Consider the following 22,005-nt stretch of genomic DNA (forward strand, 5'->3'; position numbering starts at 1 on the left):
CGTGGCCCGGCGGCAGGAGCCGCTACCGCGTCCCGCCGGCAGCGGACGATCCGTGGCTGCCGGGGCGCTCGTCGTCCCCGGGGCGCTCGGCGCCCGGCGTCGCGTCCTGGCCGGGCCCTCCAGGAGCCCCGGTCGCTCCCTGCGCCGCGGCCCCGGTCCCATCAGGCGCCGCGGTGACGGCGGGCTGGTCGTCGACGCGTACGCCGTACTGGGGCCTGCCGTCGGGGAGGTCGGGGAACTGTCCCCGGCGGGGTCCGGTGGTGCCGGGACCCGCGGTCCCGCCCTCCCCGCCCTCGGGCTGGGGCTGGATCGGCTGGCCCGCGTAGGGGTCGTTCCATCCGGCAGGACGCTCGGGTGCCGGCTGCTGCGGCGCCTGCCCCTGCCCTGGTGCCTGCCCCGGCGTCTGGCCCCAGCCCGTGGGCGCGCCGCCCGGGTGCTGCGCCTGCCCGTTCATGGGCAGCTGCTGCAGGAGGCGTCGGGCTTCACCGGCCAGGCTCGGCTCCACGATGACGTCGTAGCTGGTCGCGATGACCTGGCTCGTGGACGTGAAATCGCGCCGGCCCCGCTGGAACGTGTAGGTCAGGACTCCGAAGAGCAGCCAGAAGATGGCGCCCAGGGCGATCGAGGAGACGATGGTGATCGTGGATTCGCTGTCGCCGAACAGGCTCAGGATCAGGCCGACGAAGAGCCCGAACCAGGCTCCGGTGGCGGCGCTGCCCAGCGCCACCCGCGGGTAGCTCAACCGTCCCGTGACGCGCTCCACGGTCTTCAGGTCGTTGCCGATGATGGCGACCCGCTGGACGGCGAACTTGTTGTCCGCGAGGTAGTCGACGGCTTTCTGGGCGTCCAGGTAGCTGGTGTAGCGGCCGATGGTCTCGCCCGTGGGCAGGACCCGGCCCGAATCGCGGGAGGCTGTTGTTCCAAGAGGTGGTGTCGACATGGTGTCCATTCTTGCCTAACCCCCGCGAGCGCGGGAGATCGGGTGCGTGCGGCCGTCGATCCGCCGGCCGCACGCCTCCCCTCCTCCGGACGGCCGATGCCGCCCGAGCCCTCCGCGCCCGATAGCCTAGGACTGTGACTACCAACCCCACCCGCGTCTTCGTCGCCCGACTGCTGGGCCTGGACGTCTTCGACCCGCTCGGCGATCGCCTGGGCCGCCTGCGGGACGCCGTCGTGCTCGACCGCGGCCCCGCGAAGGCGCCGCAGGTCGTGGGTCTGGTGGTCGAGGTGCCCGGCAAGAAGCGTGTCTTCGTCCCGATGACGCGCATCACGTCGATGGACCCGTCGCAGATCATCTGCACGGGCCTGGTCAACCTCCGCCGCTTCGAGCAGCGCGGTGCCGAGATGCTCGTCGTGGCCGAACTCTTCGACCGCCGGCTCACGCTGCGTGACGGCAGCGGGAGCGCCGTCGTCGAGGACATCGCCATGGAACGCAACCGCGCCGGCGACTGGCACGTCTCCCAGCTGTTCGTGCGCCGCGGTGGCGCGGTATCGCCCCTGCGCGGACTGCGCCGGGGAGGCGAGCGGCTCATCATCGACTGGCTCGACGCCTTGCACGGTGGCACGGACGAGCCGCAGGGCGCCACGCAGTTCGTCGCCCAGCACGACGACCTGAAGGCGGCGGACTTCGCGGACGCGATGCACGAGATGAACGACAAGCGGCGCCTCGAGGTGGCGGGCGAGCTCCAGGACGACCGCCTCGCGGACATCCTCCAGGAACTGCCCGACGACGACCAGGTGCAGATCCTCACGTCCCTCTCGCTCGAGCGCGCGGCCGACGTGCTCGAGGAGATGGACCCCGACGACGCTGCCGACCTCCTCAACGAACTGCCCGAGGCGCAGAAGGAGGAGCTCCTCCAGCTCATGGAGCCCGACGACGCCGAGGACGTACGCCGCCTGCTCGAGTACGAGGAGGGCACGGCCGGTTCCCTCATGACCACCGTGCCGGTGATCCTCCCGCCGGAGGCGACCGTCGCGGAGGCGCTCGCCCATGTGCGGCGCGAGGAGCTGACGCCCGCGCTCGCGTCGTCGATCTTCGTGTGCCGGCCACCCCTCGAGACGCCCACAGGGCGCTACCTCGGCGTGGTGCACATCCAGCAGCTCCTGCGGTATCCGCCACCGGAGCCGCTCGGCAACATCATCGACGCGGACCTCGAGGCGATCGGCGACCAGGCGGCCGTGAGCGAGGTCTCGAGGATCCTCGCGACCTACAACCTGAACTCCGTACCCGTCGTCAACACCGAAGGACGCCTCGTGGGCGCCGTGACCGTCGACGACGTGCTGGACCATCTGCTGCCCGACGACTGGCGGGCACAGGACGACACGACCGTACCGAAACGAGGTGATCGCCGTGGCTGAGAGGACGAGATCCACTTCGCGTGGGCTGGACACCCCCCGCGAGGCGCGCAAGCGCATCCTTCCGCGCCTGCGACCGAACCCGGACCGCTTCGGCAGCGGCACGGAGAACATCGCCCGTTTCATGGGCACACCGCAGTTCCTCTTCTACATGACGGTCTTCGTCGTGGTCTGGCTGACGTGGAACACCATCGCTCCGGAGAACGCGCGCTTCGACAGCGCGGCACTCGGGTTCACGGCACTGACCCTGATGCTCTCCCTGCAGGCCTCCTACGCCGCACCCCTGCTGCTGCTCGCGCAGAACCGCCAGGACGACCGCGACCGCGTCTCCATGCGTGAGGACCGCCAGCGCGCCGAACGGAACCTCTCCGACACCGAGTACCTGACGCGGGAGATCGCGGACCTGCGCATCGCCCTGCGTGAGGTGGCGACACGCGACTACGTGCGGTCCGAGCTGCGCTCCATCCTCGAGGAGCTGCTCGAAACGACCGATGGCCAGGAACTGACCCTGCAGAAACGGAAGCCCCGCAAGCCGTCGGACAACACGGTGACGCTGCCGAAGGTGCAGCCCGCCGGGAGGAAACCCTCCCGGTGAGCCGCGCCATGCCCGACGAGGCGGCCGTCCGTGCTGCCCTCGGCACGGTGATCGATCCCGAGCTTCGCCGGCCCATCGCCGAACTCGGGATGCTCGACGCCGTATCCGTCGAGGGCCGGACGGTCCGCGTCCGCGTCCTGCTGACCATCTCCGGCTGTCCGCTGCGGGACACGATCGTGCAGGACACCGAGGCCGCGCTGGCCGCGGTCGAGGGCGTGGACGCCGTCGAGGTGGAACTGGGCGTCATGGACCAGGCCCAGCGTGACGCCCTGAAGGAGCGGCTGAAGGGCGCCGGCGGGCGGCGCGGCATCCCCTTCAACGAGCCGTCGTCGCTCACGCGCGTGTACGCCGTGGCCAGCGGCAAGGGCGGTGTCGGCAAGTCCAGCGTGACCGTGAACCTCGCGACCGCCATGGCCGCGCAGGGGCTGCGGGTGGGCATCGTGGACGCGGACGTGCACGGCTTCTCCGTCCCCGCCCTGATGGGCATCACGCAGCAGCCCACGCGCGTCGACGAACTCATCCTCCCGCCCGTCGCCCACGGCGTGAAGGTCATCTCGATCGGCATGTTCGTGGAGGGCAACCAGCCCGTCTCCTGGCGCGGGCCCATGCTGCACCGCGCGCTCGAGCAGTTCCTCACCGACGTGTACTTCGGCGACCTGGACGCGCTCTTCCTCGACCTCCCGCCGGGCACCGGCGACATCGCCATCTCCGTGGCCCAGCTGCTGCCGTCGTCCGAACTGCTGGTGGTGACGACGCCGCAGAGCGCGGCCGCCGACGTCGCCGAGCGGGCGGGCTCCATGGCGGCGCAGACCGGCCAGCGGGTGGCCGGGGTCATCGAGAACATGTCATGGCTGGAACTGCCCGACGGCGGGCGGCTCGAGCTGTTCGGCGCCGGCGGAGGGAGCACGGTGGCGGCACGGCTGTCGGCGACGCTCGATACCGGGATCCCGCTTCTGGGCAGCATCCCGCTGGATGTGTCGCTCCGCGAGGGCGGCGACGCCGGCACACCCCTGGTGCTCTCGCGGATGGAATCGAGGGCACGCGAGGAGCTCACCGCGATCGCGTCCACCCTGGCACGCCGACCCCGCGGCCTGGAGGGGCTCAAGCTTCCCGTGAGCGTGCGCTGAAGCGAGGCGACAGCTCCGCCCTGTCCGCGTGGGACAGTCCATGGCTGACCGACCACCGGTCCGGCGAGCGGGACCACCGCCGTCGCCTGCCCCGCGGGGAGGGCCTAGGTGGCTTCGCGGTCGTAGGGCGCGGGTTGGCCGGCTGCGAGCCGGGGACCGACCGGCACGGACACGGCAGGACGGGTGGCGCTGGACACCGCGGCGGTGACCGCGGGCTTCGGCGCCCCGGCGCTGACGGGCTTGAACACGTCCTCGATGTCGTCGAGGAGTGCCTCCTTGATGATGCGGCGGGGATCGTACTGGCGCGGGTCGAGCTTGCGCCAGTCCACCTCGTCCAGTTCGGGGCCCACCTCTTCGCGGAGCTGTTCGCGGGCGCCGGTCGCCATACGCCGCAGACCCTTCACGAGCCGTGCCAGTTGGGCCGCGTACTCCGGAAGACGCTCCGGGCCGAGCACCACGACGGCGATGATCGCCAGGACCACGAGTTCGAGGCCGTTGATTCCCAACACGTGAAAAGACTACCTTCCCGGCATGCGCCGATCACATTCGACTAGCGCCCCCCGGAGGCCGGCAGCACAACGGCCACCGGGGCTTAACGCCCCAGCCACCGGACGGTCATCTAGCCGCCGGCCAGGGGATGCGTGATCCTCGAGAGGCCCCGGAGGATCCGCTCCATCATCGGGTCGTCCTGTACCTGCGGCGTCAGCGCGAGCTGCGCGTGCTCGGTGGTGACCAGTTGGCTGAGGGTGCGCGGCATCGCGGCGGCCGGCAGGTCCGACACGACGGTGTAGGTGACCGTCGGGTTGTCGAGGACAACCTGCCACGGCTCCCCCGAGCGCACCCACAGGTCCTGGTCGGCGCCTCCGATGTGCTCGAAGCCGTCCGAGGTCACGATGTTGCCGGTGACGGCGTTCACGGGCGGCGTGCCGGCCTGTCGGACGCCGCCGACCTTGCGTTGCTCGTACACGGTGACCGTGGCGCCGTCGTTCTCGAGGACGAGTTCCAGGGTGGGCCGCCCGCCCACGGTGATGCCCTCGGCGCTGCTCAGTGTGAAGCCGAGGGACTCGAGCTCGGGGCAGTACCAGCCCCCGGCGCGCAGCGTCTCGAGCTGGCCGGCGTCCAGGTAGGTGGGCGTCCGCTGTGCCACCGACTCCCAGCCGGAGCGCAGCGCCGCGGTCCCGGTGCCGCTCCCGACTGCTTCCGGGGGGACCTCCGCCCCGACCACGTACGCTCCGGCGAGGACGCTGGTCGCGGCGACCGCCGAGCCGCCCGCCACGAGGAGCGTGCGGTGCCGGCGCCGTGGGGAGGTCCGCTCGTGATGCGCGCGGACGAAGGCCGCGCTGGAACCCGAGCGCACGTCATGCCCGTGCGGGGAGGACTTCAGGGAGGACTCGAAGCCCGGTGAGAGGAGGCGGCGCTGCAGTGCCGGATCGGGCGACGGCTTGGAGAGGCCCAGCAGGGCGCTCTTGAGGCCACGGAGGCGGGTGACGGTCTCCGCGCATGCCGAGCAGCGGGAGACGTGCCGCTCCACGGCGATGCGGCGTCGGTCGGACAGCTCGCCGTCCACGAGGTCCTGCAGCGAGCGACGGGGGTGAAGCATCGTCCTCAGCCCAGGCCGGCGATCCGTGGGACGCCGAGGGCGGTCCCGCTCCCGCCGGAGGTCCGGGGGTCGCGGTGGGCGAGCTTCTCGCGCAGCATGGTGCGTCCGCGATGGATGCGCGAGCGCACGGTGCCGAGCTTCACGCCGAGCACGTGCGCCACCTCGTCGTAGGCGAGGCCCTCGAGGTCGCAGAGCACGACGGCGGCGCGGAAGTCCGGCGGCAGTTCCTCGAGGGCGGCCTGGACGTCGATATCGAGGTTGTTGAACTCGAAGCTGCGCTCGGGGCCCGGGTGCTTGCTCGGCAGGCGGCTCTCCGCCTCTTCCGTGAGCCCGTCGAACCGGATACGGGTCTTGCGCCGCGCCTGGTCGAGGAACAGGTTCGTGGTGATGCGGTGCAGCCAGCCGTCGAGCGTGCCCGGCTTGAAGTTGGCGAGGGACCGGAACACGCGTACGAAGACCTCCTGGGTGAGGTCCTCGGCGTCGAATCTGTTGCCCGTCAGCCGGTAGGCGAGGCGGTAGACCTTGGGCGAGTAGGTGGTGACGACCTCCTCCCAGGACGGCGCGACCCATGGGTTGCCGTGCTCGTCGAGGATCGGCGCGTCCGCCCCGGACACGACCTCGGCGGACTGTGCCGCCTTCACGCTGGACATCATGTACCCCTTCTCGCCGAGACTCCCGATCGGGCACCGCTTCCGGCCGCGGGGGCCGTGAACGATGTACCGGGGATTCGGGACCGCACTCGCGCCGGATGTCCCGAGATGGAAGTCTTTCCCACGAAGCTGGGAACTGGCTGGCAGCACCGGGCGTGTTGTGCCGGCCGCAGGTACGTGCGTGGGCTACCCTGCCGCCGCTCCTCCGCGTCCCCCGTGGGATGGGACACGTGCGGCACAGTAGTGTTGGGGCGGGGCTTCAGCCTCCCGACCCGTACCATCTCCCGCGAACCACAGAACGGACGTCCATGGCCGCCGACAAACACAGCAGCTGGTCCTACACGGAAGGGCTCCCCGATGAGGACGACGTCCTGCTCAGGGCGCGCGACCGCTCCCATGAACTGGGCGTAGCCCCCGTGACACCGGCGGTCGGAGCGGCCCTCACCGTGCTCGCGGCGGCCTCGAAGGCCACGACCGCCGTCGAGGTGGGTGCGGGAGCGGGGGTCTCGGGCGTGTGCCTGCTGAGGGGCCTGGGCCGGAACGCCGTGCTCACGACCATCGATTCGGACGTCGACCACCTGCGGGCGGCCCGGGAGGCGTATGCGGAGGCCGGCATCCCGTCGAACCGCACGCGGACCATCTCCGGACGGGCGGCCGACGTGCTGCCGAGGCTCACCGACAGGGCCTACGACCTCGTCTTCATCGACGCGGACAAGCCCGGGCTCCCCGTCTACGTGGAGCAGGCGACGCGGCTGCTCAAGGACGGCGGCATCATGGTGATCAACGACGCCCTGGACCAGGACCGCGTCGCGGAACCGGCCGTGCGCGAGCAGTCGACCAACACGATGCGTCAGGTGGGCAGGATCATCCGGGAGAACGAGGCACTCGTGTCCGCTCTCCTGCCGACCGGCACCGGACTCCTCCTGGCGGTCAAGCAGCGGGCCTGACCGGGCCCCGCCCTTCGAGCGGGGCCCGGTGCTCTCGCGTCGGCTAGTTCGTGACGGTGAGCAGGCAGTCCTTGAGCTTGCCCGCCTCTTCGGCGTTGAGTTCGACGACGAGACGTCCGCCGCCGTCGATCGGCACCCGCATGATGAGGCTGCGCCCCTCCTTGGTGACTTCCATCGGTCCATCGCCGGTACGCGGTTTCATGGCAGCCATGGGGGTGTCCCTTTCAACAGGGCGCCACCGCGATCAGCGGTAGCGCGACAGTAAACAGTGCCCCGACCCGGCGCCCTGCGGAGGGTCCGGCGGTGCACGTCATCACTGTCATTATTCAGCACAAGGCCTGCACCTGCTAATTCAGGTGCGGCGTGGGTCACAGTCAGGGTGGATAATCCCCGTCCGGTCCGGACTGCGTCCAGCCCCACAGCCAGTCCACCCAGAGGAACTGGAGTGCGATCGACACCGGCAGCACCACCCACAGGAGCCGCCCCCTCCGGGCGGTCACCACGGCGAGCGCCAGCGGGAAGAGCGGCGTCAGGATGCGCCACGTGCTCGACTGCGGGTCCCAGAAGGCCGCCAGGTACAGGATGTACCCGGCGCACCAGGCTCCCAGGACGAGCCCCGTCGAGCGCACGGCCGGCGTGAGGAAGAGCGCGGTGACACCGATCAGCAGACCCGCCACCAGCAGCGCCGCCGCACCGGGTCCCAGCAGCGCGGCAGGTGCCTCGAACCAGGGACGAAAGGGGGCGAGCGGCTCCCCGCGCCAGGCCGTCTCCGTCGCGACATACGCGTCGCGGCGCCCCGTCACCAGCCAGGCCAGGGCCGGCCAGGCGAGCGCCGCGCACGAGCTCACCACGCCGAGCAGGAACAGGGGCAGCACCCGGCGGGCCGCCTGCCGGCGGCCGGACGGATCGGTGCCCGAGCGGCGCGCCGTCCAGAGGGCATGGAGGAAGAGGATGCCGACCATCAGCGCGAACGGCACCCCTGCAGGACGCGTGAGGCACATGACGACGACGACGGGCATCGCCCTGTAGTACCGCTGCGTCGCCACGAGGTGGAGCGAGGAGGCGAGGAGCAGCAGGTGCAGGGACTCCGCGTACGGCACCTGCAGGATCGCCGCGACGGGGGCGAAGGACACCACGGCGACGCCGGCCAGGGCGGTCCGGTGGTCGGCCCGCAGACGGAAGAGGCGGTAGACGACCAGGGAGGCGCCGGCGGCGGCGGCGAGGGCGACGACGGGCGCGAGGATCCCCCAGCCGAGGCCCGTGGCCAGATCGAGGAGCCGCACGAGTCCCGGGAAGACGGGATAGAACGCCCACTGGTTGTGACCGACCACCCCCTGCTCGTCCCGGGGCAGCTCGGACGGGTAGCCCTCGGTGAAGATCCTCTCGTACCAGCCGCTGTCCCAGTAGTTGATGAACGTGCCGTACCCGGGGGCCGCTCCCGACCACGGACTGGCCTCCTGGCGTGCTGCGGCGAGCAGGAGGATGGCGGTGGACACGATGCGCCCGGCGAGGAAGACGGCCAGCACCTGCAGGGACCAGTGCGGCGCGGACACCGTGGGCCGGCGGGTCGGGGTCGTGCCCGTGCGGCTCATGGAACGGGCACGCCGGCACCGGGGATCACGGACCGCACCCAGCACTTCCGCAGGTGGTCGTTGACGTACCCGGTGGCCTGCATCATGGCGTAGGCGGTCGTGGGCCCCACGAAGCGGAACCCGAGATGCTTCAGCTCGCGTGCCAGCGCCGTGCTCTCGGACGTGATCGCCGGGACGTCCGCCGGCACCGTGGGCGCCGGGCCGGGGACGGGGCGGTGACTCTCGAGGACCGAGGCGAGGGTGGTCCCGTCCGGGAGCGCGAGCAGCGCCCGGGCATTGACGATCGTGGCGTCGATCTTCTGCCGGTTCCGGACGATCCCCGCGTCGGCGAGGAGCCGGTCGACGTCACCGGCACCGAAGCCCGCGACCACCGCGGGATCGAACTCGGCGAACGCCCGACGGAAGGCCTCGCGCTTCCGCAGGATCGTGATCCAGCTCAGTCCCGACTGGAAGCCCTCGAGGCTCAACCGTTCGAACAGGGCGGCCTCCCCCCGTACTGGACGCCCCCATTCCTCGTCGTGGTAGCGCTCGTAGTCCGGGCTCGAGACCGCCCAGCCGCACCGCGGCCTGCCGTCGGAGCCGGGAACGGCTCCGCTCACCGTCCGGCGTCCCGTCCGGCGAGCCGGGCACGCAGCTCCGAGATCACGGCGTCGCGTTCCTCGAGCGCTGCGGCCAGCCGGTCGAGAACCTCGTCCACCTGGTCCATGCGGTAGCCACGGAGTCCGAGGCCGAAGCGGAGGGCGTCGACGTCCCGCGCGGACGGCGCGTCCGGCAGCAGGACCGGCGGCAGCGAGGCGACCGGTTCCACGAGGCCGAGACCGTTCCACCGTGGCGCGGTGTCCCCGGCGTCGTCGTCCGTCGAGCCGGCTCCGGAGCGCCCGGAGTCGGGCTGCACGGCGGCGGACAGCCGCTGCGAGGGCACGGGAAGCGGCCGCCCCGAGGCGAGGACCGCGGTCCCTCCCACCAGCAGGATGGCGAGGATCACCAGGAGAATAGTCACACGGCAATGGTGCCAGAGTCGTCAGCGGGAACGGGGCTGCTCAGACGCCGTGCTCGTGGCCGGCCGACGCCGCGACGATCGTCACGGCCTCCTCCGCGGTCTCGACGAGCTGCAGCAGCGAGAGGTCCTTCTCGGAGATGGTTCCCTCGGCCAGCAGCGTGCCCTCGATCCAGTCGAGGAGCGGCTGCCAGTAGGCGACGCCGACGAGCACGATCGGGAACGAGGTGACCTTGCGGGTCTGCACGAGGGTCATGGCCTCGAACAGTTCGTCGAGCGTGCCGAAGCCTCCGGGCAGTACGACGAACCCGCTCGCGTACTTGACGAACATGGTCTTGCGGGCGAAGAAGTACCGAAAGTTGATCCCGAGGTCCACCCACTCGTTCATGCCCTGCTCGAACGGCAGTTCGATCCCCAGCCCCACGGAGGTCCCGCCCGCCTCACAGGCGCCCTTGTTCGCGGCCTCCATGGCACCGGGGCCTCCCCCGGTGATGACGGCGTAGCCCGCCTCCACCAGCCGGCGGCCCACCTCCTCGCCGATGGCGTAGAAGGCGGAGTCGCGCGCGGTCCGCGCCGACCCGAAGACGCTGATGGCGGGCCCGAGGTCGGCCAGCGTCCCGAAACCCTCCACGAACTCGCTCTGGATCCGCAGCACCCGCCACGGGTCGGTGCGCGTGAAGCCGCCGTTGTCGTCGGCGTCGAGGAGCATGTTGTCCGATTGCGGCACCGTGGCCTGGCCCCGCCTCAGCTCCACCGATCCCTTGCGCCTGGTCGCCCTGCCTGCGGCGGCCGCCTCGAACGGCTGGACCGACGTCCCGTTGGACGCCCCGTTCGATACACCCGGACCGGACAGGGCGGATCGCGCCTGCCCGTCGTCGTGCGGTGCGGGGAGCCGGGCGTCGTCATCGGCGGACGGGTGCTGGGAAGGAGACATTTTCCTAGGCTAACCAACGCCCCGCGCTCCCGGGGCTTTGGTTGCTCTTGAATCACGATCGCGCCCAATCGGACGCTGTGTATTGCCGGCGAGGAATAGTTCGCTAGATTTCTCCCATGACAAGTGAACCGCTGCCGGCTACGCCCGCGTCCTCGGGAGGACCCCTCGTCTCCCTCAAGAACGTGAACAAGCACTTCGGGGACCTGCACGTGCTCCGGGACATCAATCTCGAGGTAGCCCGCGGTGAGGTCCTGGTGGTCATCGGACCGTCGGGGTCCGGGAAGTCGACGCTCTGCCGCGCGATCAACCGCCTCGAGACCATCGACGACGGCGAGATCGCCATCGACGGCAAGGTGCTGCCCGCCGAAGGCAAGGCCCTCGCGAAACTCCGCGCCGACGTGGGGATGGTCTTCCAGTCCTTCAACCTCTTCGCCCACAAGTCGATCCTCGAGAACGTGACCCTGGGTCCCGTGAAGGTCAAGGGCATGAAGGCCGGCGAGGCCAAGGAGCTGGCGATGTCGCTCCTCAAGCGGGTCGGCGTGGACAACCAGGCGCAGAAACTCCCGGCCCAGCTCTCCGGCGGCCAGCAGCAGCGCGTGGCGATCGCCCGGGCCCTCGCCATGAAGCCGAAGGTCATGCTCTTCGACGAGCCCACGTCCGCACTGGACCCGGAGATGATCAACGAGGTGCTCGACGCGATGGTGTCCCTCGCGAAGGACGGCATGACCATGATCGTGGTGACCCACGAGATGGGCTTCGCCCGCCGCGCCGCCGACCGTGTGATCTTCATGGCCGACGGACAGATCGTGGAACAGGCCACGCCCGAGGAGTTCTTCACCAATCCGCAGAGCGAGCGCGCCAGGGACTTCCTCGGCAAGATCCTCTCGCACTGACCCCTCACATCACCCGCATCCACCAGGCCCTCGAGGCCGGAACGCAAGGAGAACCAATGCAGAAGACCCGATACGCAGCAGCCGCGGTGGCCGCGGTGGCCGCACTGACGCTGTCCGCCTGTGGCGGCGGCGGTGAGAGCGCCGACAGCGGGAGCAGCGGCGAGGCCGGCGGTGGCGAGAGCCTCCGCATCGGCATCAAGTTCGACCAGCCCGGTCTCGGCTACGACGAGGGCGGCTCCTACTCCGGCTTCGACGTCGACGTCGCGAAGTACGTGGCGAACGAGCTCGGCGTGACCGAGGAGAACATCGAGTTCGTGGAGGCCCCGTCCGCCAACCGCGAGAACCTGCTGTCCAACAACCAGGTGGACATGATCTTCGCGACCTACTCCATCACCGACACCCGCAAGCAGACCGTCGACTTCGCCGGTCCGTACTTCGTGGCGGGCCAGGATCTGCTCGTCCCGACGGACAGCGACATCACCGGACCCGAGGACCTCGAGGGCAAGAACCTCTGCTCGGTCACCGGCTCCACCTCGGCACAGAAGATCAAGGACCAGTACCCGGGCGTGCAGCTCGTCGAGCAGCCGGGCTACGCCGAGTGCGTCACCGCGATGGGCGGCGGCCAGATCGACGCCGTCACCACCGATGACATCATCCTCGCCGGCCTCGCCGCCCAGGAGGCCAACGCCGGCAAGTTCAAGGTCGTCGGCAACACGTTCTCCGAGGAGAACTACGGTGTCGGCCTGCCCAAGGGCAGCGACAGGTGCGAGGACATCAACGCGGCCATCACGAAGATGATCGAGGACGGCGCGTGGGAGGAAGCGATCACCAGCAACACCGAGGGTGCCGACTACACCTTCAACGCCGAGCTGAACCCGCCGACGCCGGCGCCCTGCGCCTAGTCGACCGTTCGCATCGGTGGGGTGGTCCGCCCGGACCACCCCACCGATGCCATGTTCCCCACCAGGAAAGAGGTGAACCGTGGAGAACTACCTGTCGCTGTTCGAGACCTACGACGTCCCTGCCGCGTTCTGGGTCAACATCCAGTTGTCCTTCTGGGCCGCCCTCTGGGCCCTGGCCCTCGGTACCGTCCTGGCCCTGTTCCGCATCTCCCCCATCCCGAGCCTGCAGTGGTTCGGTGCGGCCTACGTCAACATCTTCCGTAACACCCCGCTGACGATCATCCTGGCCTTCGGCTTCCTCGGGCTGTTCTCCGTCATGCAGATCAGCCTGGCGTCCGAGCTCAACGTCAGCCTGTTCCGGATCGCCATCGTGGGGCTCGCGCTGTACCACGCAGCCTTCGTCTGCGAGGCGATCCGCAGCGGCGTCAACACCGTCCCGCTGGGTCAGGCCGAAGCGGCCCGTGCCATCGGGCTGAGCTTCCTGCCGGCGGCGCGCCTGATCATCCTGCCGCAAGCCTTCCGCGGCGCGATCGCCCCGCTCGGCAACGTGCTGATCGCCCTCATCAAGAACTCGACGGTCGCGGCCGCGGGCTCCGTCGCTGCCGAGGCCTCGGGACTGATGAAGACCATGATCGAGTTCCGCTCGGACCTCGTCTTCCCGATCTTCCTCACCTTCGCGCTGGGCTTCGTGATCCTCGTGATCCCCGTCGGACTCCTCACCACCTGGGCCTCACGGAAACTGGCGGTGGCACGATGAGCGCGCAGCAGGTCCTCTTCGACGCACCGGGACCCCGTGCGCGCAGGAACATCCTGATCGGCAACATCGTGGGCGTCCTGATCGTCCTCGGGGTCCTCGCCTGGGTGATCTCCGCCCTCGCGGAGAAGGGCCAGTTCGCCGGGAGCATGTGGGCGCCGTTCCTGGAGTCCCGCACCTGGGAGTTCTTCATCCTGCCGGGCCTCGGCAACACCCTGAAGGCCGCCGCCATCGCGATCGTCACCTCGGTGGTCTTCGGGCTGGTCTTCGGCGTCGGCAGGCTCTCGCACGTGGCGCCGGTCCGCTGGATCGCCGGCGTGGTGGTCGAATTCCTGCGGGCCGTGCCGGTACTGCTCATGATGATCTTCTTCTGGCTGGCGCTCGGCAGCTCCGGGGCCGTGAAACCGCAGGACGCCCCGCTCATCGCCGTGATCCTCGCCCTCACGCTCTACAACGGCTCCGTGATCGCCGAACTCGTGCGCTCCGGCGTGCACGGACTGCCCCGGGGCCAGCGCGAGGCGGGCATGGCGATCGGCCTGACGCGCAACCAGTCGTTGCGGAACATCGAGGTACCGCAGGCGCTCATCGCCATGCTGCCCGCGCTGATCAGCCAGTTCGTGGTGATCCTCAAGGACTCCGCACTGGGCTTCATCATCACCTACCCGGAACTGCTGCAGTACACGCGGCGGCTCGGTGTCGGTGAGGGCAACGTGATCCCCTCGCTGTTCGTCGCAGCGGCGATCTTCATCGTCATCAACTTCGCGCTCTCGACCCTGGCCACGCGCCTGTCCGTGCTCCTGAGCTTCCGCACCAAGGGGCGGAAGCCGGTGGCACGGGAGGCCGTCGCGCTGGACGCCGCGTCCACATGAGTCCTGCACGGTAGCGGACGCGGACACGCACCGACGACGAAGGGCCCGGCAACCGCCGGGCCCTTCGTCGTCCTCCCCCGGTCCGGGGGACCGGGCCCGGTGCCGGGAGCACACGATCGGAACGAACCTCCAGGACGGCCCGGTCAGGACAGCCAGTCCACCATGGCCTTCAGGCAGGCACGCACCGCGTCGGCGTGGACGTGCTCGTCGTCGGTGTGCGCCAGGAGCGCGTCGCCGGGGCCGAAGTTGACCGCGGGTACCCCGAGGGCGCTGAACCGCGCGACATCGGTCCAGCCGTACTTGGGCTTGGGCTCCGCGCCCACCGCCGCGACGAACGCGGCCGCCGCCGGATGCTGCAGCCCGGGGCGCGCGCCGGCGGCGGCGTCGGTCCGCTCCACCGTGAAGCCCTCGAGCAGCGCCCGCACGTGTTCCTCCGCCTGGTCGGGGGTCTTGTCGGGGGCGAAGCGGTAGTTCACCTCGATCACCGCGCTGTCCGGGATCACGTTGCCTGCGGTGCCTCCGGTGATCCTCACGGCATTGAGGCTCTCCCGGTAGTCCAGCCCGTCCACGTGGACCGTCGCGGGCTCGTGGTCCCGCAGCCGGACGAGGATCTCGGCGGCGCCGTGGATGGCGTTGACGCCCATCCAGGCCCTCGCGGAGTGGGACGCCCTGCCGGTCACGCGGACCTCGAAACGCGCCGTCCCGTTGCATCCGCCCTCCACCGTGCCGTCCGTGGGCTCCAGCAGGACGGCGAAGTCGGCCCGGAGCCACTCCGGATAGGACGCGGCCACGCGCCCGAGTCCGCTCAGCGACGCCTCGACCTCCTCGTGGTCGTAGAAGATGAACGTGATGTCGCGCGTCGGGTCCGGGAGCGCTGCGGCGAGTGCCAGCTGGACCGCGACGCCACCCTTCATGTCCGTGGCACCCCTGCCGTAGAGCACCTCACCGGCCCATGCGGACGGCACCGTCCCCCGTGCTCCGGGGGTGGTGGGCAGCGGCACGGTGTCGAGGTGTCCCGCCAGGATGACGCGCTCGGAACGGCCCAGCCGCGTCCGCGCCATCACGCAGTCGCCGTCGCGCACCACCTCGAGGTGGCCCAGGCGCCGCAGTGCGTGTTCGACGGCGTCGGCGACGGCCCCCTCGTTGCCGGAGACGCTCTCGATGTCGATGAGCCGGGCCGTCAGGTGGGCCACGTCGGAGGCGGGATCGAGCTCCGCGGAGGAGAGAGGAATCATGCTGCAACACTATCGCTCGGTAGACTCGGACCCATGACTCCTCCCCTGCCCAGCCCGTCCATGCCCGGCACCATCGACCGCGTGGCCGGTGGCCTCGGCCTCGCCACGGTCGCCGCCGACGGCACCGTCCTGGACACCTGGTTCCCCGCGCCGCGGCTCGGCGGGGACGGGGACACCTCCACCCATCTGCGCGACACGCTGGAGGCCCTCGCCGAGGCCGGCGTGGACAATGCCCGGAAGGTCACCCAGCGCGTCGTCGACCTGACCATCGACCTCGACGCCGCTCCGGCAGGCACCGAGGACGCCTATCTGCGGCTCCACCTCCTCTCCCATCGGCTGGTGCAGCCCAACTCGATCAATCTCGACGGCATCTTCGGCCTGCTTCCCAACGTGGTGTGGACGAACCACGGGCCCGCGCCGGTGCAGGACTTCGAGACCGTGCGCGCGGCCCTGCGGGCCCGCGGCCCGGTGGCGGTGCACGGCGTGGACAAGTTCCCCCGCATGGTGGACTACGTGGTGCCCGCCGGGGTACGCATCGCCGATGCGGACCGCGTGCGCCTGGGTGCGCACCTCGCCGACGGCACCACGGTGATGCACGAGGGCTTCGTGAACTTCAACGCCGGGACGCTCGGGCACTCCATGGTGGAGGGCCGCATCTCGGCGGGCGTCGTCGTCGGCGACGGCTCGGACGTGGGCGGGGGGGCCTCCATCATGGGGACGCTCTCGGGTGGCGGCAAGGAACGCATCACCATCGGCGAGCGGTGCCTGCTCGGTGCGGAATCGGGTGTGGGCATCTCCCTCGGGGACGACTGCGTGGTCGAGGCCGGGCTCTACCTCACGGCGGGCACCAAGGTGACGCTGCAGGACGGGACGGTCGTGAAGGCGAGTGCGCTCTCGGGCGAGTCCGGCATCCTGTTCCTGCGCAACTCCACGACCGGAGCCGTCGAGGCGCGCCCCCGTACCGGGGACGGCATCGCCCTCAACCCGGCCCTGCACGCCAACTAGCACGTGGCTCCGCGTGGTCCTTCCGCCGCGGTCCGGCGCCGGAGGCGCCGGCTGCGGACCGGCGTCCTGCTCACCGCCCTGGTGGCCGTCGTCGTCGGCGGGACCGCCGTCGCCGTGCACCAGCTCGACGACAGCGAGGTGCTGGTGCGGGAGCGCTGCAGTGCCACGGTGGGCGCGGACACGTTCGAGCTCACGCCCACCCAGGCGGGCAACGCGGCCCTGATCGCGGGCGTCGCCGTCCGGCGGGGCCTGCCTGCGCGTGCCGCGTCGATCGCGATCGCCACCGCGATCCAGGAGTCGCGGCTGGAGAACATCGGCTACGGCGACGACACCGGACCCGACTCCCGTGGCCTGTTCCAGCAGCGCCCCTCGCAGGGCTGGGGCACGGAGGAGCAGATCATGATGCCCCTCTACGCCACCGGGGCCTTCTACGACGCCCTCGTGCAGGTGCCGGGATACGAGACGCTGCCGATCACCCAGGCCGCGCAGACCGTCCAGCGCTCCGCCTTCCCGGACGCGTACGCGGACCACGAGCCCGAGGGCCGGGCCTTCGCCTCGGCTCTCACCGGCAACTCCCCCGCCGCCCTCGACTGCACGCTGCGCGGACCGACCGGGACAGGCGACGCGCTGGCCCTGTCCACCGCCGCGGAGGAGGTCTTCGGGCCGCTCGGCGGGGTGGTGGACGGGAACCGGCTGACGCTGGAACTCACCGGCGCCACCGGGTGGGCAGCGGCGCAGTGGGCCGTGGCGAACGCCTCCGCCCACTCGATCACCTCGGTGGAGCACGCCGGTCTCCGGTGGGTGCGGTCCGACGGCGGGTGGACGTCGGCGACGTCGGCCCCCGGAACGCTCGTCATCACCGTCGCGGGCGTGACGCCCTGAGCCGGTGCCGGGAACCCGTCAGGTACAGGGGTGAGGACTCAGGCCAGCATCCTCACGACCGGTTCCACGTAGCTGCGGAAGGATTGCTCGTCGTCGACCAGTTCCTGGCACATGATGAGCTTGTCCGGCTCCACCCACCACGCCCTGCGGACCCCGAGCGGCAGTTCCACGATCTCCAGGGTGAAGCGGCGGGCGTCGCGGCCCAGCTCGAGCTCGCGTTCCTGCAGCAGGCGTCCCAGCAGGTACTCCATGCTCTCGGCACCGCGGGCGCCCGTGTGCAGGGCGTACTCGGCGCACCGCTCCTCGGCCCAGTCCATCGCCGCCCCGAAATGGGCCCTCAGCAGTGACTTGAGCGCCTCCATGCCGTCCAGGGCCTCGAAGCGGGGCGGGACGGGCAGCACGGCGTCGCCGATCGGACGGGCGAGGAGGCCGTGCCACCACGCCTCCCACTCGACCCTCAGCGCCGTCACTCCCCCGGGCCCGCTCAGGCGCCGCGTGTCGACGGTCCGCACGGGAGGGATCACCGGTGGAAGCGCAGGCCGGCCCACCCCGCGCAGCCCTGCGCAGTCGCGCAGGTAGAGCGCCACGAGCAGCACTTCCGACGTGTCCACGCTGAAGTAGGCAGTGTGGCCGTGTTCGGGGTTCGACATGGGCCTCCTTCGTCCCTGCCAGGCTGCTCCCCAGAGTAGCCCCCGGCCGGATACCGCTTCAAAGACCGAAGACCACTCGACGTATGCCGTCGGGGCGGGGCCGCGGCACCGACCTAGGATGGAAGCATGAAGATCCTCGTTACCGGTGGCAGCGGCTATATCGGCTCGCACACCGTCCTGACCCTGCTCGACCACGGCCACGACGTCGTCGTGGTCGACAACCTCGCGAACTCCACCGTCACCTCGCTCGACCGCGTCGCGGCCCTGGCCGGACGCGCGGCGACCTTCCACCAGGCCGATCTCCTCGACGAGCCGCGGCTGCGTGCCATCTTCGCCAAGGAGCAGGTGGACGCCGTCATCCACTTCGCCGGGCTGAAGGCGGTGGGCGAGTCGGTCGAGAAGCCGCTGTACTACTACTCCAACAACGTGGGCGGCACCCTGAACCTGCTGCGGGTGATGGACGACGCTGATGTGCGCACGCTCGTGTTCAGCTCCTCGGCGACGGTCTACGGCGCCTCGGAGGAAGTGCCCCTGACGGAGAAGCTGCCCCTCGACGCAGTGAACCCGTACGGGCGCACGAAGGAGCAGATCGAGGACATCCTGAGCGACCTCGGTGCCGCCGATCCGCGCTGGAACATCGCCCTGCTGCGCTACTTCAACCCGGTGGGAGCCCACGCCTCGGGGACCATCGGCGAGGACCCCACCGGTATCCCCAACAACCTCCTGCCGTTCGTGGCGCAGGTGGCCGTGGGCCGGCGCGAGAAGGTCCTGGTGTTCGGCAACGACTACCCCACCAAGGACGGGACGGGTGTGCGCGACTACATCCACGTCGTCGACCTCGCCGAGGGACACCTCGCGGCCCTGGACTACCTCGTGGCCCGCGGCGGCGTGCACACGTGGAACCTGGGGACGGGCAACGGGTCCTCGGTGCTGGAGGTCCTCGCGGCCTTCTCGGCCGCCGTGGGCCGCGACGTCCCCTACGAGTTCGCCCCCCGCCGGCCCGGGGACGCCGCCGTCGTCCTGCGTGCGATCAGTTCGCGGGGTAGTGGCGCTCTCCCTCACCCGTGTACAGCTGGCGGGGGCGGCCGATCTTCGTCTGCGGATCCTGCATCATCTCGCGCCACTGGGCGATCCAGCCCGGGAGGCGTCCGATCGCGAAGAGCACGGTGAACATCTTCTCCGGGAACCCCATGGCCTTGTAGATGAGGCCCGTGTAGAAGTCCACGTTCGGGTAGAGCTTCCGCTCGATGAAGTAGTCGTCGGCGAGGGCCTTCTCCTCGAGCCGCATGGCGATGTCGAGCAGCTCGTCGTTGCCGCCGAGCTTGCTGAGGATGTCATGGGCCGTGGCCTTGACGATCTTCGCGCGCGGGTCGTAGTTCTTGTAGACGCGGTGCCCGAAGCCCATGAGCTTCACGCCGTCTTCCTTGTTCTTGACCTTCTCCATGAAGTCCTCGGGCTGCATGCCCTTGGCCTTGATGTCGCGCAGCATGTTGAGCACTGCCTCATTGGCGCCGCCGTGGAGCGGGCCGAAGAGCGCATTGATGCCGGCCGAGACGGAGGCGAACATGTTGGCGTTCGAGCTGCCGACGAGCCGCACGGTCGACGTCGAGCAGTTCTGCTCGTGGTCCGCGTGCAGGATGAGCAGCAGGTCCAGGGCCTTGACCATCATCGGGTCGAGGTCGTAGGGCTCGGCGGGCAGGCCGAAGGAGAGCCGCAGGAAGTTCTCCACCAGGTTCATGGAGTTGTCGGGGTACAGCATGGGCTGGCCGATGGACTTCTTGTGCGCGTAGGCCGCGATCACGGGCAGCTTCGCCATGAGGCGGAACGTCGAGAGCTCCACCTGCTCGTCGTCGAACGGATCCAGCGAGTCCTGGTAGAAGGTGGACAGCGCCGAGACGGCCGAGGACAACACCGGCATGGGGTGCGCGTCGCGGGGGAACCCGCCGAAGAAGCCCTTAAGCTCCTCGTGCAGCAGCGTGTGGCGGCGGATGCGTCCGTCGAACGCGCTCAGTTCCTGCGGCGTCGGCAGGTTGCCGTAGATCAGGAGATAGGAGACCTCGAGGAAGCTGGAGTTCTTCGCCAGCTCCTCGATCGGGTACCCGCGGTAGCGCAGGATGCCGGCGTCGCCGTCGATGTAGGTGATCGCGGACGTCGTGGCCGCGGTGTTCATGAAGCCGGGGTCGAAGGTGACCTGGCCCGTCTGCTTCAGCAGTTTGGACACGTCGTAGCCGTTGTTACCTTCGACGGCGGGCACCAGCGGCAGGCTGAGCTCCCCGCCGCCGTAGTGCAGGGAAGCAGCATTCTGCTCGGTCATAGGTTCTCCTTCAGGAGCTGGAGCGAGGTCCTCGCCATTATTCGTCACTACGCAGGAGGACACACATCATTCCGGGGACAGCACATTCAAGCGAAACGCTACCGTCAGCGAGCCCCTGATCGCTAATCCTGCCGCCCTTCGCGCACCAGGGCACGGGCCGTCGGCCGGCTCCTCGTCAGTACCCGGCGGCGGCCAGACGCGTCACCGCGGCCCCGACCCTCTCGTCACTGCCCGTCAGGGCGATCCGCACGAAGCCGTGGCCGGCCTCCCCGTAGAAGGTGCCCGGGCCCGCGAGGATCCCGAGTCCGGCGAGCCGGGCGATGCTGTCCCAGGTGGGCCGGCCGTCGGACGCCCACAGGTACAGGCCCGCCTCGGAGCCGCTGATGGTGAAGCCGGCCGCCTCCAGGGCGGGGATGAGCCGTGCCCGACGACGGCGATACAGGTCCTTCTGCTCCGCGACGTGGGCATCGTCCCCGAGGGCCACCCGCATGGCCTCCTGCACCGGGTAGGGCACGATCATGCCGGCATGCTTCCGCGAGTTCACGAGGTTGGCGATGATCGCAGGGTCGCCCGCGGTGAAGGCGGCCCGGTAGCCGGCGAGGTTGGACTGCTTGCTCAGCGAGTAGACGGCCAGCAGGAGCTCGGAGGAGTCGCCGCAGACCCGCGGGTCGAGGACGCTCGGCACCGCTTCGCCGCCCTCGGCGGGGTCCCAGCGGCCCCAGCCCAGTTCGCCGTAGCACTCGTCGGACGCGACGACGGCGCCCAGCGACCGCGCCTCGTCGACGATGGTCCGCAGGCCCGCGACGTCGAGGACGTCGCCGGTGGGGTTCCCCGGCGAGTTGATCCACACGAGGCGCACGCGCGACCGGACGTCGTCGGGGAGATCGGCGAGGGAGTCGGCGGCCACCGGGCTCGCGCCCGCGAGGTGCGCGCCGACGTCGTAGGTGGGGTACGCCACGGTAGGACGCACGACGACGTCGCCGGCACCCAGGCCGAGCAGCAGGGGCAGCCAGGCGACGAGCTCCTTCGATCCCACGGTCGGGAGGATGTCCTGGGGGTCGATGCCGGGCACCGCCCTGCGACGGGCGAACCAGGCACTGACCGCCTCACGCAGGGCGATGGTGCCGTGCGTGGTGGGATAACCGTGCGCGTCGGATGCCGCGGCGAGCGCGGAGCGGATGAGCTGCGGTGTCGGGTCCACGGGCGTGCCGATGGACAGGTCCACGATGCCGTCAGCGTGCTGCGACGCGATGTCCCGGTAGGGCGCCATGGCGTCCCACGGATAGTCGGGCAGGTGCAGGCCGAAGGGCTTCGGCTCCCCGACCGTCACCTAGGCGGGCTGGTTCTGGGGCGGCAGGGCCGCGATGATCGGGTGGTCGAAGCCCGTGTTGCCGACCTTCGCTGCGCCACCGGGCGAGCCGAGGTCGTCGAAGAACTCGACGTTCGCCTTGTAGTACTCGGCCCACTGCTCGGGCGTGTCGTCCTCGTAGTAGATCGCCTCGACGGGGCAGACGGGTTCGCACGCACCGCAGTCGACGCACTCGTCGGGCTGGATGTAGAGGGACCGCTCCCCCTCGTAGATGCAGTCGACAGGGCACTCCTCGATACAGGCCTTGTCCTTGACATCAACGCAGGGCTGCGCGATTACGTAGGTCACTTCCCACGCCTTTCCTTGGAATTCGGGGGCGGCTGCCACACGGTCGG

General features: G+C 70.3%; 24 protein-coding genes and 1 pseudogene. 11 read left to right on the forward strand and 14 right to left on the reverse strand.

All coding sequences use genetic code 11. The features are described from left to right. Window positions 1-22: 22 nt before the first annotated feature. The gene (locus tag ACX80N_RS15610) at window positions 23-940 is read right to left on the reverse strand and encodes a general stress protein (RefSeq protein ID WP_459340120.1); all 918 of its coding nucleotides are present in this window, start codon (window positions 938-940) and stop codon (window positions 23-25) included. Window positions 941-1,074: 134 nt separating this feature from the next. Here ACX80N_RS15610 and ACX80N_RS15615 point away from each other — a divergent pair, with 134 nt between their 5' ends. From ACX80N_RS15615 to ACX80N_RS15625, 3 genes are read left to right on the forward strand one after another with little or no spacing between them, the layout of a single operon-like run. After that, on the forward strand, window positions 1,075-2,358 hold the full coding sequence (locus ACX80N_RS15615) for a magnesium transporter MgtE N-terminal domain-containing protein (RefSeq protein WP_105032750.1): 1,284 nt from the start codon (window positions 1,075-1,077) through the stop codon (window positions 2,356-2,358). Beyond that, entirely contained in the window at window positions 2,351-2,950 is a 600-nt protein-coding gene (locus ACX80N_RS15620; protein WP_105033210.1) for a DUF1003 domain-containing protein, read from the forward strand. Before ACX80N_RS15615 ends, ACX80N_RS15620 begins: the two co-directional genes overlap by 8 nt. A gap of 8 nt (window positions 2,951-2,958) precedes the next feature. Then, window positions 2,959-4,077 (forward strand): Mrp/NBP35 family ATP-binding protein, encoded by a 1,119-nt coding sequence (locus ACX80N_RS15625; protein WP_105033209.1) that lies wholly within the window; start codon window positions 2,959-2,961, stop codon window positions 4,075-4,077. A gap of 104 nt (window positions 4,078-4,181) precedes the next feature. Here ACX80N_RS15625 and ACX80N_RS15630 read toward each other — a convergent pair whose 3' ends face one another. The 3 genes from ACX80N_RS15630 to sigE form a co-directional block, all read right to left on the reverse strand. Then, on the reverse strand, window positions 4,182-4,586 hold the full coding sequence (locus tag ACX80N_RS15630) for a sec-independent translocase (protein WP_105032751.1): 405 nt from the start codon (window positions 4,584-4,586) through the stop codon (window positions 4,182-4,184). A gap of 110 nt (window positions 4,587-4,696) precedes the next feature. Beyond that, on the reverse strand, window positions 4,697-5,677 hold the full coding sequence (locus ACX80N_RS15635) for a zf-HC2 domain-containing protein (protein WP_459340121.1): 981 nt from the start codon (window positions 5,675-5,677) through the stop codon (window positions 4,697-4,699). A 5-nt stretch (window positions 5,678-5,682) separates the two neighbouring features. Next, window positions 5,683-6,327 carry an RNA polymerase sigma factor SigE gene (sigE, locus tag ACX80N_RS15640; protein ID WP_105033211.1) on the reverse strand — a complete coding sequence of 215 codons (645 nt, stop codon included), beginning with the start codon at window positions 6,325-6,327 and terminating at the stop codon, window positions 5,683-5,685. Window positions 6,328-6,635: 308 nt separating this feature from the next. Between sigE and ACX80N_RS15645 the strand changes: the two genes are divergently transcribed. Further along, the gene (locus ACX80N_RS15645; RefSeq protein ID WP_105032753.1) at window positions 6,636-7,274 is read left to right on the forward strand and encodes an O-methyltransferase; all 639 of its coding nucleotides are present in this window, start codon (window positions 6,636-6,638) and stop codon (window positions 7,272-7,274) included. 43 nt (window positions 7,275-7,317) lie between these two features. Here ACX80N_RS15645 and ACX80N_RS15650 read toward each other — a convergent pair whose 3' ends face one another. The 5 genes from ACX80N_RS15650 to ACX80N_RS15670 all read right to left on the reverse strand — a co-directional run bounded on the left by ACX80N_RS15650 (window position 7,318) and on the right by ACX80N_RS15670 (window position 10,797). Continuing rightward, window positions 7,318-7,485: a DUF3117 domain-containing protein gene (locus tag ACX80N_RS15650; protein WP_104117134.1), complete on the reverse strand. Its 168-nt coding sequence runs from the start codon at window positions 7,483-7,485 to the stop codon at window positions 7,318-7,320. Window positions 7,486-7,648: 163 nt separating this feature from the next. Continuing rightward, window positions 7,649-8,866: a hypothetical protein gene (locus tag ACX80N_RS15655; RefSeq protein ID WP_459340122.1), complete on the reverse strand. Its 1,218-nt coding sequence runs from the start codon at window positions 8,864-8,866 to the stop codon at window positions 7,649-7,651. Then, the gene (locus tag ACX80N_RS15660; protein ID WP_459340123.1) at window positions 8,863-9,465 is read right to left on the reverse strand and encodes a DNA-3-methyladenine glycosylase I; all 603 of its coding nucleotides are present in this window, start codon (window positions 9,463-9,465) and stop codon (window positions 8,863-8,865) included. The genes ACX80N_RS15655 and ACX80N_RS15660 overlap by 4 nt, the downstream gene beginning before the upstream one ends. Continuing rightward, the gene (locus ACX80N_RS15665; protein WP_105032756.1) at window positions 9,462-9,866 is read right to left on the reverse strand and encodes a DivIVA domain-containing protein; all 405 of its coding nucleotides are present in this window, start codon (window positions 9,864-9,866) and stop codon (window positions 9,462-9,464) included. Before ACX80N_RS15665 ends, ACX80N_RS15660 begins: the two co-directional genes overlap by 4 nt. A gap of 40 nt (window positions 9,867-9,906) precedes the next feature. Continuing rightward, on the reverse strand, window positions 9,907-10,797 hold the full coding sequence (locus tag ACX80N_RS15670) for an LOG family protein (protein WP_459340124.1): 891 nt from the start codon (window positions 10,795-10,797) through the stop codon (window positions 9,907-9,909). A gap of 116 nt (window positions 10,798-10,913) precedes the next feature. Between ACX80N_RS15670 and ACX80N_RS15675 the strand changes: the two genes are divergently transcribed. From ACX80N_RS15675 to ACX80N_RS15690, 4 genes are all read left to right on the forward strand, one after another. Beyond that, the gene (locus tag ACX80N_RS15675; protein WP_105032758.1) at window positions 10,914-11,690 is read left to right on the forward strand and encodes an amino acid ABC transporter ATP-binding protein; all 777 of its coding nucleotides are present in this window, start codon (window positions 10,914-10,916) and stop codon (window positions 11,688-11,690) included. A gap of 56 nt (window positions 11,691-11,746) precedes the next feature. Further along, a complete protein-coding gene (locus tag ACX80N_RS15680; protein WP_105032759.1) occupies window positions 11,747-12,592 on the forward strand; it encodes a glutamate ABC transporter substrate-binding protein in 846 nt (281 codons plus the stop codon). A gap of 79 nt (window positions 12,593-12,671) precedes the next feature. Then, window positions 12,672-13,349 (forward strand): amino acid ABC transporter permease, encoded by a 678-nt coding sequence (locus ACX80N_RS15685; protein ID WP_105032760.1) that lies wholly within the window; start codon window positions 12,672-12,674, stop codon window positions 13,347-13,349. Next, window positions 13,346-14,215: an amino acid ABC transporter permease gene (locus ACX80N_RS15690; RefSeq protein ID WP_105032761.1), complete on the forward strand. Its 870-nt coding sequence runs from the start codon at window positions 13,346-13,348 to the stop codon at window positions 14,213-14,215. The genes ACX80N_RS15685 and ACX80N_RS15690 overlap by 4 nt, the downstream gene beginning before the upstream one ends. Before the next feature lie 143 nt (window positions 14,216-14,358). On the opposite strand, the gene dapE is transcribed toward ACX80N_RS15690, so the two are convergent. Continuing rightward, window positions 14,359-15,450 carry a succinyl-diaminopimelate desuccinylase gene (dapE, locus tag ACX80N_RS15695; RefSeq protein WP_459340125.1) on the reverse strand — a complete coding sequence of 364 codons (1,092 nt, stop codon included), beginning with the start codon at window positions 15,448-15,450 and terminating at the stop codon, window positions 14,359-14,361. Window positions 15,451-15,483: 33 nt separating this feature from the next. Here dapE and dapD point away from each other — a divergent pair, with 33 nt between their 5' ends. Both dapD and ACX80N_RS15705 read left to right on the forward strand, forming a co-directional pair. Continuing rightward, on the forward strand, window positions 15,484-16,455 hold the full coding sequence (gene dapD, locus ACX80N_RS15700; protein WP_459340126.1) for a 2,3,4,5-tetrahydropyridine-2,6-dicarboxylate N-succinyltransferase: 972 nt from the start codon (window positions 15,484-15,486) through the stop codon (window positions 16,453-16,455). A 3-nt stretch (window positions 16,456-16,458) separates the two neighbouring features. Continuing rightward, window positions 16,459-17,337: a hypothetical protein gene (locus tag ACX80N_RS15705; protein WP_459340127.1), complete on the forward strand. Its 879-nt coding sequence runs from the start codon at window positions 16,459-16,461 to the stop codon at window positions 17,335-17,337. Between the two features lie 38 nt (window positions 17,338-17,375). Here ACX80N_RS15705 and ACX80N_RS15710 read toward each other — a convergent pair whose 3' ends face one another. Continuing rightward, the gene (locus ACX80N_RS15710; RefSeq protein ID WP_459340128.1) at window positions 17,376-17,987 is read right to left on the reverse strand and encodes a hypothetical protein; all 612 of its coding nucleotides are present in this window, start codon (window positions 17,985-17,987) and stop codon (window positions 17,376-17,378) included. Window positions 17,988-18,113: 126 nt separating this feature from the next. On the opposite strand from ACX80N_RS15710, the pseudogene galE reads away from it, so the two are divergent. Then, window positions 18,114-19,004, forward strand: a pseudogene (gene galE, locus ACX80N_RS15715) (UDP-glucose 4-epimerase GalE); the annotation flags it as partial. A gap of 13 nt (window positions 19,005-19,017) precedes the next feature. Here galE and ACX80N_RS15720 read toward each other — a convergent pair. From ACX80N_RS15720 to fdxA, 3 genes are all read right to left on the reverse strand, one after another. After that, window positions 19,018-20,301: a citrate synthase gene (locus tag ACX80N_RS15720; RefSeq protein WP_105032766.1), complete on the reverse strand. Its 1,284-nt coding sequence runs from the start codon at window positions 20,299-20,301 to the stop codon at window positions 19,018-19,020. 175 nt (window positions 20,302-20,476) lie between these two features. Then, window positions 20,477-21,631: a succinyldiaminopimelate transaminase gene (dapC, locus tag ACX80N_RS15725; protein WP_105032767.1), complete on the reverse strand. Its 1,155-nt coding sequence runs from the start codon at window positions 21,629-21,631 to the stop codon at window positions 20,477-20,479. After that, window positions 21,632-21,958, reverse strand: a complete 327-nt coding sequence (gene fdxA / locus ACX80N_RS15730) for a ferredoxin (protein WP_105032768.1) — start codon at window positions 21,956-21,958, stop codon at window positions 21,632-21,634. Window positions 21,959-22,005 lie beyond the last annotated feature (47 nt).

The organism is Arthrobacter sp. MDT2-16 (assembly GCF_054510925.1).

Bases quoted from the DNA above. Each gene is read 5' to 3' on its own strand.
- ACX80N_RS15635 (WP_459340121.1), bottom strand. From the start codon at position 5,677: ATGCTTCACCCCCGTCGCTCGCTGCAGGACCTCGTGGACGGCGAGCTG.
- ACX80N_RS15680 (WP_105032759.1), top strand. From the start codon at position 11,747: ATGCAGAAGACCCGATACGCAGCAGCCGCGGTGGCCGCGGTGGCCGCA.
- sigE (WP_105033211.1), bottom strand. From the start codon at position 6,327: ATGTCCAGCGTGAAGGCGGCACAGTCCGCCGAGGTCGTGTCCGGGGCG.
- ACX80N_RS15710 (WP_459340128.1), bottom strand. From the start codon at position 17,987: ATGTCGAACCCCGAACACGGCCACACTGCCTACTTCAGCGTGGACACG.
- ACX80N_RS15675 (WP_105032758.1), top strand. From the start codon at position 10,914: ATGACAAGTGAACCGCTGCCGGCTACGCCCGCGTCCTCGGGAGGACCC.
- ACX80N_RS15625 (WP_105033209.1), top strand. From the start codon at position 2,959: ATGCCCGACGAGGCGGCCGTCCGTGCTGCCCTCGGCACGGTGATCGAT.
- ACX80N_RS15690 (WP_105032761.1), top strand. From the start codon at position 13,346: ATGAGCGCGCAGCAGGTCCTCTTCGACGCACCGGGACCCCGTGCGCGC.
- ACX80N_RS15720 (WP_105032766.1), bottom strand. From the start codon at position 20,301: ATGACCGAGCAGAATGCTGCTTCCCTGCACTACGGCGGCGGGGAGCTC.
- ACX80N_RS15655 (WP_459340122.1), bottom strand. From the start codon at position 8,866: ATGAGCCGCACGGGCACGACCCCGACCCGCCGGCCCACGGTGTCCGCG.
- ACX80N_RS15670 (WP_459340124.1), bottom strand. From the start codon at position 10,797: ATGTCTCCTTCCCAGCACCCGTCCGCCGATGACGACGCCCGGCTCCCC.
- ACX80N_RS15645 (WP_105032753.1), top strand. From the start codon at position 6,636: ATGGCCGCCGACAAACACAGCAGCTGGTCCTACACGGAAGGGCTCCCC.
- ACX80N_RS15650 (WP_104117134.1), bottom strand. From the start codon at position 7,485: ATGGCTGCCATGAAACCGCGTACCGGCGATGGACCGATGGAAGTCACC.
- ACX80N_RS15610 (WP_459340120.1), bottom strand. From the start codon at position 940: ATGTCGACACCACCTCTTGGAACAACAGCCTCCCGCGATTCGGGCCGG.
- dapE (WP_459340125.1), bottom strand. From the start codon at position 15,450: ATGATTCCTCTCTCCTCCGCGGAGCTCGATCCCGCCTCCGACGTGGCC.
- dapD (WP_459340126.1), top strand. From the start codon at position 15,484: ATGACTCCTCCCCTGCCCAGCCCGTCCATGCCCGGCACCATCGACCGC.